We start from the raw sequence: 15,656 nt of genomic DNA on the forward strand, positions 1-15,656 counted from the left end.
TCGGGTCGACACCGGCCAGTAGCCTCGCCTGCATGACTGAGTTCTCGAGCGTCCTGTTGGTCGATGCCCGCGGCTGGATCCTGATGCAGGAGCGCGACGAGCATCCGGTGATCGACCCGGAGTGCTGGGGCTTCCCGGGCGGGGGCATGGAGGGCGACGAGGAGCCTCTCGCCGGAGCACTGCGGGAGTTCGACGAGGAGACCGGCGTCCAGCTCGACGCCGCCGACCTCGCGCTCTGGCGTGACGTCGAGGTGTTCCACTCCGCCACTGCCAGCGACGACGTCATGCACCTGTTCGTCGGCGCCACCACGCTGACCGACGCCGACATCACCTGCGCCGAGGGCCGCCGCATCGTCTTCGTCGACCCGACCCGGGTGCCGGACCTTCCCCTCACCGCGGCCACGTCCCTGTCCCTGCCCGACTTCCTGGCCTCACCCGACCACGCGCGTCTGGCCGCCGCGGCGAAGGAGCCCGCATGAGCACCCCAACGAGCATCACTGTGATCCAGGTTCCGGGCCCGGGCGCCGAGGACGTCGTCGTCGGCACCACCGGTCCGGACGAGGGAGCCGTGTTCACCGGCACCGAGGACGGCATGATCTTCCGGATCTCCCACGACGGCAGGCAGATCACCCGTGTCGCCGACACCGGCGGCCGGCCCCTGGGCATCGAGCTGCTGCCCGACGGTCGGCTGCTGGTCTGCGACGCCCACGCCGGGCTGTTGCGGGTCGACCCACGCACCGGCGGGCTCGAGACCCTGGCCGACTCGGTCGAGGGGCTCCCGTTCGTCTTCTGCAACAACGCGGCGGTCGCGACAGACGGGGACATCTGGTTCTCCGACAGCTCGACGCTCTTCGGCGTCGAACGGTGGAAGGACGACTTCGTCCAGGACACCCGCACCGGGCGGCTGCTGCGACTCTCCGCGGACGGTGCGCTCGAGGTGGTGCTCGACGGTCTCGCCTTCGCCAACGGCGTCGCCCTGGCCGGCGACGGGTCGTTCGTCGCGGTCGCGGAGACCGGCGCGCGCACCGTCGTACGCCACTGGCTGACGGGGGAGCGGGCCGGGCAGCGCGACTTCCTGGTGCAAGACCTGCCCGGCTACCCCGACAACATCGCCCGAGGCAGCGACGGCCTGATCTGGGTCACCATCGCCTCACCGACAGACCCTCTGGTCGAGCGACTGCAGACCGGGCCGATGATGCTGCGTCGCGCGGCGACCAGACTGCCCGAGGCGCTGCAGCCCAAGCCGAAGCGCACCGTTCGGGTGCAGGCGTACGACGACAGTGGAGCGCTGGTGCACGACGTGGACGTGGAGACGCCGGACTTCCACATGGTCACCGGGGTCCGCGAGCACGACGGCCGGGTCTGGCTGGGCAGCCTGCACGAGCCCGCGGTGGCGTTCGTCGACCTCTGACCGGACGCGGGGCCCGGCCCGACCTGAGGCTCAGTCGGAACAGGCTCCCGGGCCGGAACCCTGGGCGGCCATCTGGACCGCCGTCGCGGCCCCGTTCTCGTAGTCGCCCTCGACGACCACGATGCTCCCGTCGGCGGAGACCGAGCCGAGATCGAAGTAGTCCTTGTTCGGCCGAAGGCTGAACGGGTCCGTGCCGTGCTCCAGCCAGTCCTTGCGGGCGTCCGCGTCGTCCTCCGCGTCCTCGTCCGAGCCGAAGACCAGGGCGGAGACCGCGGTCGCGTCGTCGCCGTCTGCCACGACGAAGATGCCGGTGGCCTCGGGGTGACCCAGCCCGTCCGTGCCGGACTCCCGGGCGACCTGCTCCAACTGCTCGGGGGACAGGTTGCGACCGAGCCCGGGGCCGCACCGGACCCCGTCACCGACCGAGATCTCGGCGAACTCCGGGGAGTCGGCCTGGTCGAGCAGGTCAGCGACGTCGTCACTGTCGGAGAGCGAGTCGGCGTCACCGTCGATCACCTCGATGAACTCCTCGGGGCTGCCCGTGGCGATCATCAGGTGCTCGTCCTCGAGCAAGGTCACGTCACGCAGGTCCTGCGGGTAGCGCCCGCCGATCATGCCCGTCGCGGTGTCCACGACCGCCATGTCGGCGGTGTAGCGGGGGTGTCCGGAGACCTCGTCCTTGTCGTAGCCGGCGTCCTCGAGGTCGTCACCGAGGTCGCCGAAGTCGACGTCGTCGTCGAGTCGGTAGACGTTCCCGTAGCCGTCGTCGTTGTTGCGCCCGACGACGTACCAGTCGACGTCGAGCTCGTTGATCGCGGCGTCCTTCATCGGGACGAGGTACCGGGACAGGGGCGTCGCGGCCGCACTGTCCCTGGTCGCCTCGAGGTAGCGGTCGAGGTCCTTCTCCGACGCGTCGTGCCCGATGTCGCCGACTCCGGCCCGCTCCGCGAACCCGTCCCGGTCGACGTACGTGAGGTTGGTCGTGTCCGCGGGCAGCACCTCGAGGGCCGCGTCGACACCACCGGAGCCGGTGAGCAGCACGACTGCCAGCACGCCGCCACCCACGACTGCGAGTCCGGCGCCGCCGGCGATCAGGCCCACGGTGCGCTTCTGCATGGTTCCTCCGAGAGTTCGCGGCGTCGGTGGGGTCGGTGGTCATGCGCACCACCCCGGCCGGGTCAAACTACCCGAGTCCGACCGACTCACACATGGGACGGCACACGACTAGACTCGTCGGGGGCACCCGGTCATCCGGGTGCCGCGCCCACATCGCCGACAGACGTAAGGACCCCCGCATGGGATACCTGGAGTCGATCACGACCCCGAGTGACCTGCGTGCCCTCACCCCCGAACAGCTCGAGCAGCTGGCCTCGGAGATCCGGGACACGCTCGTCGGCGTCTGCTCCCGCACCGGGGGACACCTGGGCCCCAACCTCGGTGTGGTCGAGCTGACCATGGCGATCCACCGGGTCTTCGAGTCCCCGCGCGACCGCATCGTCTTCGACACCGGGCACCAGACCTACGTGCACAAGCTGCTGACCGGTCGTCACCCGCGGTTCGACACCCTGCGCCAGGAGGGTGGCCTCTCGGGCTACCCCAGCCAGTCCGAGTCCGACCACGACATCGTCGAGAACTCCCATGCCTCCACGGCCCTCTCGTACGCCGACGGGTTGGCCAAGGCCTACGCGATCCGCGGCGACAACCGTCACGTGGTCGCCGTGATCGGTGACGGCGCCCTGACCGGAGGCATGGCCTGGGAGGCGCTGAACAACATCGCGATCGCCAGGAGCAGTCGTCTGGTGATCGTGGTCAACGACAACGAGCGTTCCTACACGCCCACCATCGGCGGGCTGGCCACCGCGCTGACCTCGCTGCGCACCAACCCCCGCTACGAGGCCGTGCTCGACCAGGTCAAGCGCCGACTCACCGCGGTCCCCGGCGTCGGCCCCGCGGCGTACGACGCCCTGCACGCGATCAAGAAGGGGATGAAGGACGCCCTCGCCCCGCAGGGCCTCTTCGAGGACCTCGGCCTGAAGTACGTCGGTCCGGTCGACGGCCACGACCTCACGGCAATGGAACAGGCACTGAGCCAGGCCAAGCGCTTCGGCGGACCGGTCATCGTCCATGCCCTGACCCGCAAGGGCTACGGCTACGACGCGGCGGAGCAGCACGAGGCCGACCAGTTCCACTCACCCGGCCCCTTCGACATCGAGTCCGGCGAGGAGCGCCCCAAGGGCCGCATCTGGACCGACGTGTTCGCCGACGAGATCGTCGAGATCGGCGCGCGCCACAAGGAGGTCGTCGCGATCACGGCGGCGATGATGCACCCGGTCGGGCTGCACCACTTCGCCGACCGCTTCCCCGAGCGCACCTTCGACGTCGGCATCGCGGAGCAGCACGCCGCGACCTCTGCTGCGGGCCTGGCCATGGGCGGCCTGCACCCGGTGGTGGCGCTCTACGCGACCTTCCTCAACCGGGCCTTCGACCAGGTGCTGATGGACGTCGCGCTGCACAAGTGCGGCGTGACGTTCGTGCTCGACCGCTCCGGTGTCACCGGCGACGACGGCGCCAGCCACAACGGCATGTGGGACATGTCGATCCTGCAGGTGGTGCCGGGCCTGCGCCTGGCCGCACCGCGTGACGCTGCCAGGCTTCGCGACCTGCTGAACGAGGCGATCGAGGTCACCGATGCACCCACCGTGGTGCGGTTCCCGAAGGGCCCGCCACCCGATGACATCCCCGCCGTGGGCAGGGCCGGCGGGGCCGACATCCTGGTCCGCAACGGCACCAAGGACGTCTTGGTCGTCGCCGTCGGCTCCATGTGCGCGACGGCCGTCGAGGTTGCGGATCGCCTTGTGGCACAGGGGATCGGCGTCACCGTCGTCGACCCACGCTGGGTCAAGCCGGTCGATCCGGCGATCGTCGAGCTGGCCCGGGAGCACCGGCTCGTCGTCAGCGTGGAGGACAACGGTGTGGTGGGCGGATGCGGTGCGGTGTTGCTGCAGACGCTCAACGACGCCGGTGTGGAGACCCCGTTCCGGCTGCGCGGCATCCCGCAGGAGTTCCTCGACCATGCGAAACGCACCGCGATCCTCGAACGCATAGGTCTCACTCCACAGGCGCTGGCCCTCGGGATCGTCGAAGACATCACCGCGGTCACTCATGGCAGGGCATTGGTCGATGCGGACCGGAGTCTCTAGCGCGTTCCGGGAGGGAATCGCGCAGATCATTACGGTGGTCGTCCTGTTCGCGGGACTGGCCGCATGTTCCTCGGGAGGGGACGAACCGGAGCCGGGCGGAGCGACCGAGCAGGTCGCCGACCAGGTCACCCAGATCAAGCAGCTGCTGCACCGTCGCGCTGCCGCAGTCGACGCCGGCGACCGTTCGGCGTTCCTGGCCGACGTCGACCCGGGGCGCAAGGCGTTCCAGCGCACGCAGTCCCGCTACTTCGACAACCTGCGGGAGCTGCCGCTCGAGCGCTTCGCCTACGCGCTGCCGGCCGGCGGCGTCACGAACGCGTCCGGGGGCAGGCTCCGGGCAACCGTCGCCCTGAGCCTCGAGCTCGAGGGGTTCGACGCGGTGCCGGTCGAGACACCGGCGCACTACTCGTTCCGGCACACCGACGACGGCCGCCTCGTGCTCACCGCCGTCCGCGATCGTGCCTGGGAGAAGCAGAACAACGTCGACCCGGCGCCCTGGGACCTCGGCCGGATCGAAGTGGAGTCGACACCCCACGTGCTCGGGATCTTCGACCCGGACAGCGTCGACGCGGCCTACCAGATCATGGACTCGGTCGAGGACGGCATCGCGGTGGTCGACCAGGAGGTCCCGTTGAAGTGGTCCGGCAAGGTCGTGGTCTACGCCCTCTCCGACATCGACGTGCTCCGCGAGCTCGACAACCTGCCCGGCGGCGATCCGGACCGTCTCGACGGTGTCGCCTTCCCCGTGCGCGCCGGCCCGGGATCGCGCAAGCTGGCCGGCACGCGGTTCATGCTGCATCCGCGCATGATCTACCGCAACGACGCCACCCGTGACCGGCTGATCCGGCACGAGCTGACGCACGTGGCCATCGGGCGACGCGACGACTCGGTGCCGACCTGGCTCTCCGAGGGGATCGCCGAATACGTCTCGGTGCAACCGATCGCCACCTATGACCGGATGATCTCGCGTGAGGCAGTCGACGCGGCTGGCCGCGGCCTGGAAGCCCTGCCCACCGACGCCACCTTCAACGGTGCGGAGTCCGGGGCCAACTACGGAATCGCGTGGTACGCCTGCGAGTACATCGCGGCGACGTACGGCGAGGAGGCGCTGTGGCGACTCTTCGACGCGATGCGCCACGGCAACGGCACCGCCGAGGCCGGCCAGGACGCCGTGCTCCGCTCCGTGCTCGGCATCGACTCCCACGAGTTGGCCAGGGGAGCCGGCCAGAAGATCGTCAGCACGTTCGGCTGACCCGCTGCGGCTGTCAAAATCGACGTGACGCCCGTCACCGCATAGTTTGTCCGCATGAACGTCTTCCGTACCAAGTCCGTCGAGCAGTCGATCGCCGAAACAGACGAACCCGAGCACCGGCTCAAGAAGAATCTCGGTGCCCTTGACCTCGTGGTTTTCGGTGTCGGCGTCATCATCGGCGCGGGCATCTTCGTCTACACGGGGCAGGTGGCCGCGTCGAACGCCGGCCCGGCGATCGCGCTCTCGTTCCTGATCGCAGGTGTCGCCTGCGCGCTCGCCGCACTCTGCTACGCCGAGTTCGCCTCGACCGTGCCGGTCGCCGGCAGCGCCTACACGTTCTCCTACGCCACGCTGGGGGAGTTGGTCGCCTGGATCATCGGCTGGGACCTCGTGCTGGAGTTCACGGTCGGGGCCTCCGCGCTGGCGGTCGGCTTCTCGGGCTACCTCCAGAACGTCCTGTCCGACACCCCGTTCGCGATCCCGGAGCAGATCGCCAGCGCCGACGCCGGCGTGGTCAACCTGCCCGCCGTGGTCATCTCGCTGCTGGTGGCCTGGGTGCTGATCATGGGCATCAAGCTGTCCAGCCGGATCAACCAGGTGGTCGTGGCCATCAAGCTGGTCGTGGTGGCCGCGGTGATCATCGTCGGCATCGGCTTCATCAAGGTCTCGAACTACACGCCGTTCATCCCGGCGTCCCAGGACCCCGGTGACAGCAAGGGCGGCTTCATGGACCTGCCGCTGGTGACCAGCGTGTTCAACCTCGAGCCGGCCGTCTTCGGGGTGGCCGGCATGATCGCCGGTGCCTCGATCGTGTTCTTCGCCTTCATCGGCTTCGACGTCGTGGCCACCACCGCGGAGGAGACCAAGAACCCGCAGCGCGACGTGCCAATCGGCATCCTCGGCTCGCTCGCCATCGTGACCGGGCTCTACATCGCGGTCAGCCTGGTGATCACCGGCATGCAGCCCTACACCGAGATCGACCCGACCGACGCCGCGCCTCTCGCGACCGCCTTCGACGCGGTCGACATGTCGTGGATGGGCGACCTGATCGCGGTCGGTGCCTGCATCGGCCTCACCGTCGTCGTGCTGATCCTGATGCTGGGCCAGACCCGGGTCGCGTTCGCGATGGCCCGCGACGGGCTGCTGCCCCAGGGACTGGCCAAGGTGCACCCGACCTACGGCACGCCGTACCGCGTCACGATGATCACCGGCGTCCTGGTGGCCGGCATGTCCGGCTTCGTCTCCTTCGAGACGCTGGGCCACCTGGTCAGCATCGGCACGCTGTTCGCGTTCATCCTGGTCAGCATCGGTGTGGTCGTGCTCCGTCGCCAGCGGCCCGACCTGCCGCGTGTCTTCCGCACGCCGGCGGTGACTGTCGTGGCCACCCTGGCCGTGCTGCTCTGCCTCTACCTGATGCTCAACCTGACCGGCGGCACGTGGGTCCGGTTCGGGGTCTGGATGCTGATCGGCCTGGTCGTCTACTTCGCGTACGGCGCCCGCAACAGCCGTGTCGCGAAGGGCGAGACGGCGCCGGTCCCGGCACCTGAGAACCTCTGAGACCGGATCCAGTCCGAGACCCACGAACGCGCCCCGGCCCGCACACCTGCGGACCGGGGCGCGTCGTGCGTCAGGGGTCAGACCACGCGCACCGGTGTACGGCCGGCAGCGGTGAAGTCCCAGACCTTGAACGACATCGCCCGGCTGAGCCGGATGCAGCCGTGCGAGGCCGCCATGTTGGTGCCGAGCAGCCAGTCGGCGTGGATCTGCGCGCCGCTCGACATCGACCGGGGGATCTGGTGGAAGCCGAAGCCACACGGCGCGAACCGGACGAAGTTGTCGAGCCAGACCGAGCCGCTCCGGTTCAACCGGACGCGGGCCGCGCGCCCGCAGTAGGAGCCGGTGCCGTAGGAGCCGTGGGCCAGCTCACCCGCGTTGTCGATCATGCCGCCCTGGGCGATGGTGCGGCCGGCCGGACCGACCAGCCAGACCCAGTTCTGCGCCTGGCTGATCACGATACGGCGCCCCGTGCCCGAGCGTGCGGGAACCGGTCGTACGTCGCACCGTCGGGCACTGTCGGCGTACAGCCGGGTCCTGGTGGCCGGGTTCAGGGTGCCGGTCTGGGCCAGGCCGTGCCGCGACTGGAAACGGACCACTGCTGACTTCGTCCAGCTGCCGGCGTTGCCGTCCACGGGGCCGGCGTTGCAGCCGAGCGAGTTGAGCTGGCGTTGGGCGCGCTCCGTGGCGGTCAGGGCAGCGCCGCTGGAGGCGGGCGTCGGACCGACGAAGCCGGCCAGGACAACGAGTGCCAGTACGGCGAAGAGCTGCTTCATGTGCGTACTCCCGGAGACGTCGAAGGGGTGCCCGGTGGAAGTCCGGACACCCCTTGTGACGCTCGATCAGGGCAAAAGGTTGCGTGGATCAGTCGCCGATGTTCTCGCCGACCGGCAGCTCGACCTTCGAGAAGTCCAGGCCGGGCTGCACGACGTCGCAGGTGCGGGCGGCGGCGTCGCACCGCAGCAGGTCGGTCGGCATGGGCGGGGCCGCCTTTCCGGTGCCGTCGCCCTGCGGCAGCTCCTTGATCCCGAACGCCATGTAGGAGGAGTCGTCGATCCAGGCATAACCGGTGAAGAACGCGTAGTCGCCCTTGGCCGGCGGCGTGAGATCGGCGCCCGTGCCGACCTCGATGAGGGTGAAGTCGTCGGAGCTGTCCGCGCTGTTCTCGCTCATCACGAAGCGCTTGTCGGGGGAGAGGTCGCCACCGTCGACGGCCAGGGCCGGCTCACGCTCCGTCACCTCTTCGCTGGCAACGGTCGGACCACGCTCCGCCTCGGCGTCGAACGTGTGCAGCACCAGGCCCTGCTCGACGTCGTCGATCCGGTCCCTGATCCCCGGGTCGGCGAGAAGGGTCTCCGGGGTCCGCGTGCCGAGATCCAGGCGCACGAGGCCGTTGCTGTCTCGCAGGTAGGCGCCGTCGCCGTCCAGCGCGAACAGCTCGGCCTGGCTCCCGGAGTCCTCGCCAGCTGAATCAGGTGTCACACCGTCGCTGTACTCGACCTTCTCGTCGCCGGCCTGGTCCATGAAGCTGAACCGCGCCGGCTGCCCCGGTTGGCTTTCGATCCAGCCGGCCCATGAGCCGTCGGCGACGAGCTGCCGGCCGTATTCGGGGGTGCCCTCGCCGACCTGCTCGGTCCTGCCGTCCCGGGTGGACCAGACCTTGCCGTCCGGGTCGGTGCTCACGAACCCCGCCGTGGTCACGACGAACGAGTGGACCGGGTGTCCCACGTCGACGGTGGCGTCACCGACGTGGATCACCGAGCCCTGCGCCCACGTGGACGGGGCAGACTCGGTGACCGCGACGTTGGTGTCCCGCGAGTCGTCCGGCGAGCCGCCGCCCACGAGCTGCGGCACGCCGAGCCCCACCGCGAGCACGACGGCCACACCCGCGCCCGCCGCGCCGAAGCGACGACTCCGGAGACGCCGCCGACCGGCCCCGGTGATCGCGTCGATGTCGGGGGAGAAGGGCTCGAGCTCGTCGGCCTGTCGGGTCATCATGGTCTTCAGTTCTTCCGTCATCGGGTCATCACCGCTTCCTCGGGCGACACCAGCTCGATGTCGTTGCCCAGTCGTTCCCGTAGCTTGCGGAGCCCGGCGGACACCTGGCTCTTGACCGTGCCGATCGCACACGACATCGCCTCGGCGGTCTGTGCCTCGGTGAGGTCCTCGTAGTAACGCAGCACGAGTGCGGCGCGTTGCCGTGGCGGCAAGGCCTGCACCTCCTGCCAGATCGCCAACCGGTCGGTGATCGCGTGGGAGTCGCCGTCGTCGCGCCGGTCGTGCAACACGTCGGTGGGTCTCTCGTTGTTCCAGCCCTTGCGCCGGAACCAGGTGATCGCCGTGGTGGTGATCGCCTTGCGGGTGTACGCCTCGGCACGCGACGTGTCGCGCAGGCGCGGCCACGCGACGTACGTCTTGGTGAGCGCCTCCTGCACCAGGTCCTGGGCCAGCTGGGAGTCACCGACCATCAGGTAGGCCGCCCGGTGGAGGGCCGCGCCGCGCGACTGCGCGAACTCGGCGAACGCCTTGTCTCGCTTGCTCACGAGGGTCCTTTCGTCATGTGCCGGCCCGGTGCTGGTGTCCGGCACACCCTTACAGACGAGGCGGGCCGCGAGAATGGTTCGGCACGCTTCTCGTCAGATTCGGCGACCGGACTCGTGGCGTGACGTGTGGCACTGGGCACGTGCGGATCGGGGAACACATGACCCGCATGAGAGGTTGCGGCACTAGGCTCCGTGAAGACCGCTGATGTGGGAAGGAAAACCGTGAATTTCGTACACGTTGTGGACGAGGTGCCCGATCTCGAACCCGGCGTCCGCCTGCCCATGCTGCTGGCCCTCCACGGATTCCTCGACGCCGGCAACGGAAGTGTGGTCGCCTCCGACCACCTGGGCAGCCACTCGTCCGGCCCTGTGGTGGCGACGTTCGACGTGGACGTGTTCCACGACTACCGGGCCCGCCGTCCGGCGGTCACGTTCGTGCGCGACCACTACGAGGACTACGACGCCCCGCGGCTGGTGGTCCGGCTGATGCGCGACGCCGTCGACCAGCCCTACCTGCTGCTCAGCGGTCCCGAGCCCGACACCCGGTGGGAGGGGTTCGCCGAGGCGGTGCGTGTGGTGGTCGAGCGGTTCGACGTCGACCTGGTCGTCGCGATGGGGTCGGTGCCGATGGCCGCGCCGCACTCGCGCCCGCTCGCGATCACCCAGCACGCCAACCGCACCGAGCTGATGATGCGGCGCAACCCGTGGCTCGGCGAGATCCGGGTCCCGGCCTCGGCCCAGGCGCTGCTGGAGCTGCGCCTCGCAGAGCACGGCCACGACATGACCGGGTACGTCGCGCACGTGCCGCACTACCTCGCGCAGTTCGACTACCCGTTGGCCGCCCAGCGGCTCCTGGAAGGCGTGGAGGAGTCGACGGGCCTCTCCTTCGACCTTGACGCGCTCAAGGTGGCGGCCGAGGAGAAGGCCAGTGAGATCACGACCTACCTCGAGGAGAACCCCGAGGTGGCGGAGATCGTGGCCGGCCTGGAGCAGCAGTACGACGCGTTCGCTCGTTCCGAGGAGGCCGGGCAGAGCCTGCTGGCCGAGGACGGAGAGCTCCCGAGCGGAGACGAGATCGGCGCGCAGTTCGAACAGTTCCTCGCGGGCCTCGAGGGCCCCGAACCCACCAACTGACCCAGGAGCGCCGGTGCCCAGATCCGCGGAGGAGCTCAGTGAGCTCCTCGACATCGAGACCATCGACGTCAACCTGTTCCGCGGGCGTCAGCCCGAGACCGAGCTGCAGCGTGTCTTCGGCGGCCAGGTTGCGGCCCAGGCGTTGATCGCCGGTGCCCGCACCGTGCCGGAGGGCTTCAGCGCCCACTCGCTGCACTCCTACTTCCTGCGCCCCGGCGACACCGCCGTTCCGATCGTCTATGACGTCGAGAACCTCCGCGATGGCCGTTCGTTCGCCACGCGACGTGTGGTCGGTCGCCAGCACGGGCGCCCGATCTACCTCATGTCGGTCAACTTCCAGGTCGAGGAGGAGGGGCTCGAGCACCAGGACGCCATGCCCGACGTGCCCGGTCCCGAACACGGCCGCCGACTGGCAGAGATGTTCACGACGCAGGGGGTCGGCCACCGCGAGGAGTGGGAGCGCGAGTGGGCTGCCATCGACGTGCGCTACATCGGCAACACCAGGGTCGGCGGAGTCGTCGACGACGACAGCCGACCGGCGCGGGCGCAGTTGTGGGTCCGCATCGGGGGAGAACTCTCCGACGACCCGCTCGTGCACCGGGCCGCGTTCACCTACGCCAGCGACATGACCCTGATCGGGGCGGCCCTGATCCCGCACGACAAGTACGTCAGCTCGCCGGGCATGCAGGTCGCCTCCCTCGACCACACGATCTGGTTCCACCGGCCGTTCCGGGCTGACGAGTGGTGGCTATACGACCAGCACTCGCCGTCGGCCTCGGGAGGCCGCGGGCTGGCGCTGGCCCGGGTGTTTACCGAGTCCGGTGAGCTGGTGGCGACGGTCGCCCAGGAGGGCCTGATCCGCTACCACGGCGAGCCCCAATAGCATTACAACGATGTAGTTCGAGACAGACACGCCGTACGCCGGTTATCTTTGAGCGCTCCTGTGGCTGGGGACACCTGATGTTGCTCTTGTGATCTCTGTGACCAGCCACGCTCACTTCGCGGAAGGTCACCGAAATGCATCTGCCCGGGATGGCGACGGCTGTCAGGACGACGGCGGTCGGTGGCCTGTTCGCCGCGGCCCTGGTGATGGTGCCCGGCGGCGCGACCTCCGCCGTGGCCGCCACCGACTACGAGATGCCCTTCCCGTGCGGTCAGGTGTGGAAGGGCACCACGCGTGCCAACCACAGCCCCAGCAGCAAGGCGATCGACTGGAACCGGGTCGACGACGTCGGGGATCCCGTGGTGGCGAGTGCCCCGGGCGTGGTCACGACCGCCGACACGGTCGACAACAGCGGCTACGGCCGTTATGTCGTCATCGACCACGGCAACGGCACGGACTCGCTCTACGCGCACATGCAGACCGTCGCGGTGAAGGTCGGCCAGCGGGTCGACCAGGGCATGCAGATCGGCACCGTCGGCTCGACGGGCAACTCCACCGGACCCCACCTGCACTTCGAGGAGCGCACGTCGCGCACCGTCGTGGCGCCGTACCTGCACGGCGTCAAGTTCGTGTTCGGGAGCTCCCCGACCTCGGCGAACTGTGTCGACGTCCCGGTGGCCGCGAAGTGGCTGAGCCGGCGTACGGCGGCCCTGAGTGTCTACCGCCGCAACACCGTCGCCGAGTACCGCATCCGCAGGCCCGACGGAAGCACGCTGGTCAAGCGACTCGGCACCTCCACCGACGAGCCCGTGGTCGGCGACTGGGAGGGCAACGGCGTCGCGAACCCGGGCGTGTGGTCGCCCGCGACGCGCACCTTCAGCCTCCAGATCGGCACCAGGCGCACCTCGATCGTCTACGGCGCGACCACGGACAAGCCGGTCGCCGGCGACTGGGACGGTGACGGAGCCTGGGAGGTCGGCCTGCGCCGACCGTCGACCTCGACGTTCCTCATGCGCTCCGCGACGGGTGTGACCAGGAGTGTGCGCCTGGGCGACGCGAACGACCTGCCGGTGATCGGCGACTGGGACGGTGACGGGGCGAGCGACCTCGGCGTCTACGACCAGACCACGTCCACGTTCACGTTGCGCAAGGTCGACGAGGAGGGCACGGTCTGGCTCGGGACGATCCGGTTCGGTTCGGCCGGAGACCTGCCGGTGGCGGGGGACTGGGACGGTGACGGTCGCACGGACCTGGGCGTCTGGACCCCGACGACCGCGACCTTCACCCAACGCTTCGCCACCAGCGCCACGACGGCGAAGGCGCGTTCACTGACCACGGTGCGGTTCGGCAACCGACGCTGAGCAACGGAAGAGGGGACGGAACCGCCATGCGGTTCCGTCCCCTCTCCTCGTGCTTCAGAGTGCGGTGGTGCGCCCCAGGAGGTGCGGTGCGCCGGACTTGGCGCTGTTGACCGCGAAGTCGAGTCCGTGATCGTTGGTGCGGGCGCCGAAGGTCACGGTGCCGGGCAGGAAGATCGGCTTCTTGAAGCCGACCTCGATCTGCACGGCCGACGGCAGCTTGTTCTCGATCGCGGCGATCGCCCGCGCCTTGGTCCACATGCCGTGGGCGATGTGCCGCGGGAAGCCGAAGGCCTTGGCGGTCAGCGGGTAGAGGTGGATCGGGTTGCTGTCACCCGACACCGCGGCGTAGCGGCGGCCCAGGTCGCCGCCGAGCCGCCAGGTGGCCGCACCGCCGGTGACCGGGGCGAACTCCGTGCCCCTCTCGCCGTTCTCCTTGTCGCCCTTGCCGATGCGGAGGTACGTCGAGGTGCTCTCCCACACGGTCTCGCCGTCGGCCTCGACGGTGACGTTCATGTCGAAGACCCGGCCCTTGCTGTGGGTGCGGAGGTTCTCGGCCTTCGCCACCGCCGACACCGTCTCGCCGATGGCCACCGGCCGGTGGGAGAGGATGCGGTTCTCGAGGTGCACGGTGCCGATCGCGGGGAACGGGAACGCCTGGTCGGTCATGATCGCCATGTGCAGCGGGAACGCGACCATGTGAAGGTAGGGCACCGGCACGGTGTCCTTGGTGGGGAACCCACAGACCGCTGCGTACGCCGAGACCTGGTCGCGCTCGATCAGCACGTCCTCGCGGCGTACGGCGAGGTCGGGCAGGTCGCGCCCGGTCTTCTTGACGCCGGGGAGCTGGTTGACCACGGGCAGGGTCGGCAGCGCCGCCTTGAGCAGGCCGGCCACGCCGCCGCCGGAGCCGCTGAGCGTGCGCACTTCGGTGGCCATGTCAGGCACCGAGCATCATCTGGCCGCAGACCCGGACCACGTTGCCGTTGACGGCGGTGGAGGCGGGGTTGGCGTACCAGGCGATGGTCTCGGCCACGTCGACCGGCAGGCCGCCCTGGCTCATGGCGTTGAGCCGCTGGCCCACCTCGCGGGTGGCGAAGGGCACCGCCGCGGTCATCGCGGTGATGATGAAGCCCGGAGCCACCGCGTTGATGGTGATGCCGTCCTTGAGCTCACCGGCGAGGGAGTCCACGAAGCCGATCACGCCGGCCTTGGAGGCGGCGTAGTTGGTCTGGCCCACGTTGCCGGCGATGCCGGCGATCGACGCGACGCCGATGATGCGGCCGTTCTTGTTGATCGCGCCGGCCTCGAGCAGGGCGCGGGTGATCAGCTCGGGAGCAGTCAGGTTCACCGCGATGACCGACGACCAGCGGTCCTCGGCCATGTTCGCGAGCTTCTTGTCGCGGGTGATGCCGGCGTTGTGCACGACGACGTCGACGCCGCCGTGGTTCTCCTTCACGTAGTGCGCGATGCGCTGCGGCGCGTCGGTGTGCGTGATGTCGAGGGTCAGGCTGTCGCCGTTGAGCTCCTTCATCACGGCCTGCAGCTCGCTGGCCGCCTGGGGAACGTCGATGCCGAGCACGGTGGCGCCGTCGCGGTGCAGCACGCGGGCGATCTGCTCGCCGATGCCGCGGCTGGCGCCGGTGACGATCGCGATCTTGCCGGCCAGCGGGCGCTCCCAGTCGCTGATGGCGACGGCCTTCTTCTCACCCTGCGTGCCGATGCGCACGACCTGGCCCGAGACGTACGCCGACTTGGGGGAGAGCAGGAACGCCAGGGTGGAGTCGATGGCCTTCTCGGCGCCCGGGGCGACGTAGACCAGCTGGGCGGTCGAGCCCTTGCCGACCTCCTTGCCGAGCGAGCGGGTGAAGCCCTCGAGGGCGCGCTGGGCGACCTTCTCCCCACCCTCGACCAGCTCGGGGGCGGTGCCGAGGACGACCAGGCGGGCGCACGGCGCGAGGCTGCGCATCAGGGGCGTGAAGAACTGCTGCAGCGCGATCAGGTCGGCCGAGGACTTCAGGCCGGTGGCGTCGAAGACCAGGCCCTTGTACTTCTGGCCGTCGGCCGACTCCGCGGTGTTCGAGATGCCGAGGCGGTCGAGCGCCTCGGTCAGCGCCAGCCGGCCGGCGCCGCCGACGACGACGGTGCCGTCGACCAGGGGAGCACCCTCGGTCCAGCGGTCGAGCTCGACCGGGTTGGGCAGGCCGAGGTTCTTGACCAGCAGCTTCCCGATGGCGGACTTGGTGAAGGACTGGTAGCGGTCGCTCATGGGTGGTGTTGTCCTTGTCGACGTTGGGGTCGGGGCGGCCCGCGGAAGGGCC

General features: G+C 69.6%; 14 protein-coding genes. 8 read left to right on the plus strand and 6 right to left on the minus strand.

Annotated features, from left to right (window positions below):
* The first annotated feature begins 32 nt into the window (after positions 1 to 32).
* Positions 33 to 479, plus strand: coding sequence for an NUDIX domain-containing protein (locus ASH02_RS10130; RefSeq protein WP_057294677.1), 447 nt, complete (start codon positions 33 to 35; stop codon positions 477 to 479).
* Positions 476 to 1,411: an SMP-30/gluconolactonase/LRE family protein gene (locus ASH02_RS10135; protein ID WP_057294678.1), complete on the plus strand. Its 936-nt coding sequence runs from the start codon at positions 476 to 478 to the stop codon at positions 1,409 to 1,411. The genes ASH02_RS10130 and ASH02_RS10135 overlap by 4 nt, the downstream gene beginning before the upstream one ends.
* A 30-nt stretch (positions 1,412 to 1,441) precedes the next feature.
* Here the strand turns inward: ASH02_RS10135 and ASH02_RS10140 are convergent, their stop codons facing one another.
* The gene (locus ASH02_RS10140; protein ID WP_057294679.1) at positions 1,442 to 2,527 is read right to left on the minus strand and encodes a hypothetical protein; all 1,086 of its coding nucleotides are present in this window, start codon (positions 2,525 to 2,527) and stop codon (positions 1,442 to 1,444) included.
* A 179-nt stretch (positions 2,528 to 2,706) separates the two neighbouring features.
* Between ASH02_RS10140 and dxs the strand changes: the two genes are divergently transcribed.
* Genes dxs through ASH02_RS10155 form a run of 3 tightly spaced genes read left to right on the plus strand, consistent with a single transcriptional unit; the run spans position 2,707 to position 7,420 of the window.
* Complete coding sequence (dxs, locus tag ASH02_RS10145) at positions 2,707 to 4,611, plus strand: 1-deoxy-D-xylulose-5-phosphate synthase (protein WP_057294680.1); 1,905 nt, start codon at positions 2,707 to 2,709, stop codon at positions 4,609 to 4,611.
* Between the two features lie 34 nt (positions 4,612 to 4,645).
* Positions 4,646 to 5,863, plus strand: coding sequence for a hypothetical protein (locus ASH02_RS10150; protein ID WP_057294681.1), 1,218 nt, complete (start codon positions 4,646 to 4,648; stop codon positions 5,861 to 5,863).
* 54 nt (positions 5,864 to 5,917) lie between these two features.
* Positions 5,918 to 7,420 carry an amino acid permease gene (locus ASH02_RS10155; RefSeq protein WP_057294682.1) on the plus strand — a complete coding sequence of 501 codons (1,503 nt, stop codon included), beginning with the start codon at positions 5,918 to 5,920 and terminating at the stop codon, positions 7,418 to 7,420.
* A gap of 77 nt (positions 7,421 to 7,497) precedes the next feature.
* Here ASH02_RS10155 and ASH02_RS10160 read toward each other — a convergent pair whose 3' ends face one another.
* From ASH02_RS10160 to ASH02_RS10170, 3 genes are all read right to left on the minus strand, one after another.
* Positions 7,498 to 8,193 carry a L,D-transpeptidase family protein gene (locus tag ASH02_RS10160; protein ID WP_057294683.1) on the minus strand — a complete coding sequence of 232 codons (696 nt, stop codon included), beginning with the start codon at positions 8,191 to 8,193 and terminating at the stop codon, positions 7,498 to 7,500.
* Between the two features lie 88 nt (positions 8,194 to 8,281).
* Positions 8,282 to 9,436 (minus strand): hypothetical protein, encoded by a 1,155-nt coding sequence (locus ASH02_RS10165; RefSeq protein ID WP_057294684.1) that lies wholly within the window; start codon positions 9,434 to 9,436, stop codon positions 8,282 to 8,284.
* Positions 9,433 to 9,960 carry a SigE family RNA polymerase sigma factor gene (locus ASH02_RS10170; RefSeq protein ID WP_056677141.1) on the minus strand — a complete coding sequence of 176 codons (528 nt, stop codon included), beginning with the start codon at positions 9,958 to 9,960 and terminating at the stop codon, positions 9,433 to 9,435. Before ASH02_RS10170 ends, ASH02_RS10165 begins: the two co-directional genes overlap by 4 nt.
* Before the next feature lie 222 nt (positions 9,961 to 10,182).
* On the opposite strand from ASH02_RS10170, the gene ASH02_RS10175 reads away from it, so the two are divergent.
* The 3 genes from ASH02_RS10175 to ASH02_RS10185 all read left to right on the plus strand — a co-directional run bounded on the left by ASH02_RS10175 (position 10,183) and on the right by ASH02_RS10185 (position 13,338).
* On the plus strand, positions 10,183 to 11,094 hold the full coding sequence (locus ASH02_RS10175) for a PAC2 family protein (RefSeq protein WP_235530046.1): 912 nt from the start codon (positions 10,183 to 10,185) through the stop codon (positions 11,092 to 11,094).
* A 13-nt stretch (positions 11,095 to 11,107) separates the two neighbouring features.
* Positions 11,108 to 11,977, plus strand: coding sequence for an acyl-CoA thioesterase (locus tag ASH02_RS10180; protein ID WP_056890916.1), 870 nt, complete (start codon positions 11,108 to 11,110; stop codon positions 11,975 to 11,977).
* A 134-nt stretch (positions 11,978 to 12,111) separates the two neighbouring features.
* Positions 12,112 to 13,338 (plus strand): peptidoglycan DD-metalloendopeptidase family protein, encoded by a 1,227-nt coding sequence (locus tag ASH02_RS10185; RefSeq protein WP_057294685.1) that lies wholly within the window; start codon positions 12,112 to 12,114, stop codon positions 13,336 to 13,338.
* Between the two features lie 54 nt (positions 13,339 to 13,392).
* On the opposite strand, the gene ASH02_RS10190 is transcribed toward ASH02_RS10185, so the two are convergent.
* Together ASH02_RS10190 and ASH02_RS10195 are read right to left on the minus strand one after the other, a co-directional pair.
* The gene (locus ASH02_RS10190; protein ID WP_057294686.1) at positions 13,393 to 14,274 is read right to left on the minus strand and encodes a MaoC family dehydratase; all 882 of its coding nucleotides are present in this window, start codon (positions 14,272 to 14,274) and stop codon (positions 13,393 to 13,395) included.
* Between the two features lies 1 nt (position 14,275).
* Positions 14,276 to 15,604, minus strand: a complete 1,329-nt coding sequence (locus ASH02_RS10195; protein ID WP_057294687.1) for a 3-oxoacyl-ACP reductase — start codon at positions 15,602 to 15,604, stop codon at positions 14,276 to 14,278.
* Positions 15,605 to 15,656: the final 52 nt, after the last annotated feature.

The sequence above is a fragment of the Nocardioides sp. Soil796 genome, assembly GCF_001429525.1.
Classification (GTDB): Bacteria; Actinomycetota; Actinomycetes; order Propionibacteriales; family Nocardioidaceae; genus Nocardioides.

What these genes read in the sequence shown, in the direction of transcription:
- ASH02_RS10130 (WP_057294677.1), top strand. Translation starts at nt 33, where the DNA reads ATGACTGAGTTCTCGAGCGTCCTGTTGGTCGATGCCCGCGGCTGGATC.
- ASH02_RS10135 (WP_057294678.1), top strand. Translation starts at nt 476, where the DNA reads ATGAGCACCCCAACGAGCATCACTGTGATCCAGGTTCCGGGCCCGGGC.
- ASH02_RS10140 (WP_057294679.1), bottom strand. Translation starts at nt 2,527, where the DNA reads ATGCAGAAGCGCACCGTGGGCCTGATCGCCGGCGGCGCCGGACTCGCA.
- dxs (WP_057294680.1), top strand. Translation starts at nt 2,707, where the DNA reads ATGGGATACCTGGAGTCGATCACGACCCCGAGTGACCTGCGTGCCCTC.
- ASH02_RS10155 (WP_057294682.1), top strand. Translation starts at nt 5,918, where the DNA reads ATGAACGTCTTCCGTACCAAGTCCGTCGAGCAGTCGATCGCCGAAACA.
- ASH02_RS10160 (WP_057294683.1), bottom strand. Translation starts at nt 8,193, where the DNA reads ATGAAGCAGCTCTTCGCCGTACTGGCACTCGTTGTCCTGGCCGGCTTC.
- ASH02_RS10165 (WP_057294684.1), bottom strand. Translation starts at nt 9,436, where the DNA reads ATGACGGAAGAACTGAAGACCATGATGACCCGACAGGCCGACGAGCTC.
- ASH02_RS10185 (WP_057294685.1), top strand. Translation starts at nt 12,112, where the DNA reads ATGCATCTGCCCGGGATGGCGACGGCTGTCAGGACGACGGCGGTCGGT.
- ASH02_RS10190 (WP_057294686.1), bottom strand. Translation starts at nt 14,274, where the DNA reads ATGGCCACCGAAGTGCGCACGCTCAGCGGCTCCGGCGGCGGCGTGGCC.
- ASH02_RS10195 (WP_057294687.1), bottom strand. Translation starts at nt 15,604, where the DNA reads ATGAGCGACCGCTACCAGTCCTTCACCAAGTCCGCCATCGGGAAGCTG.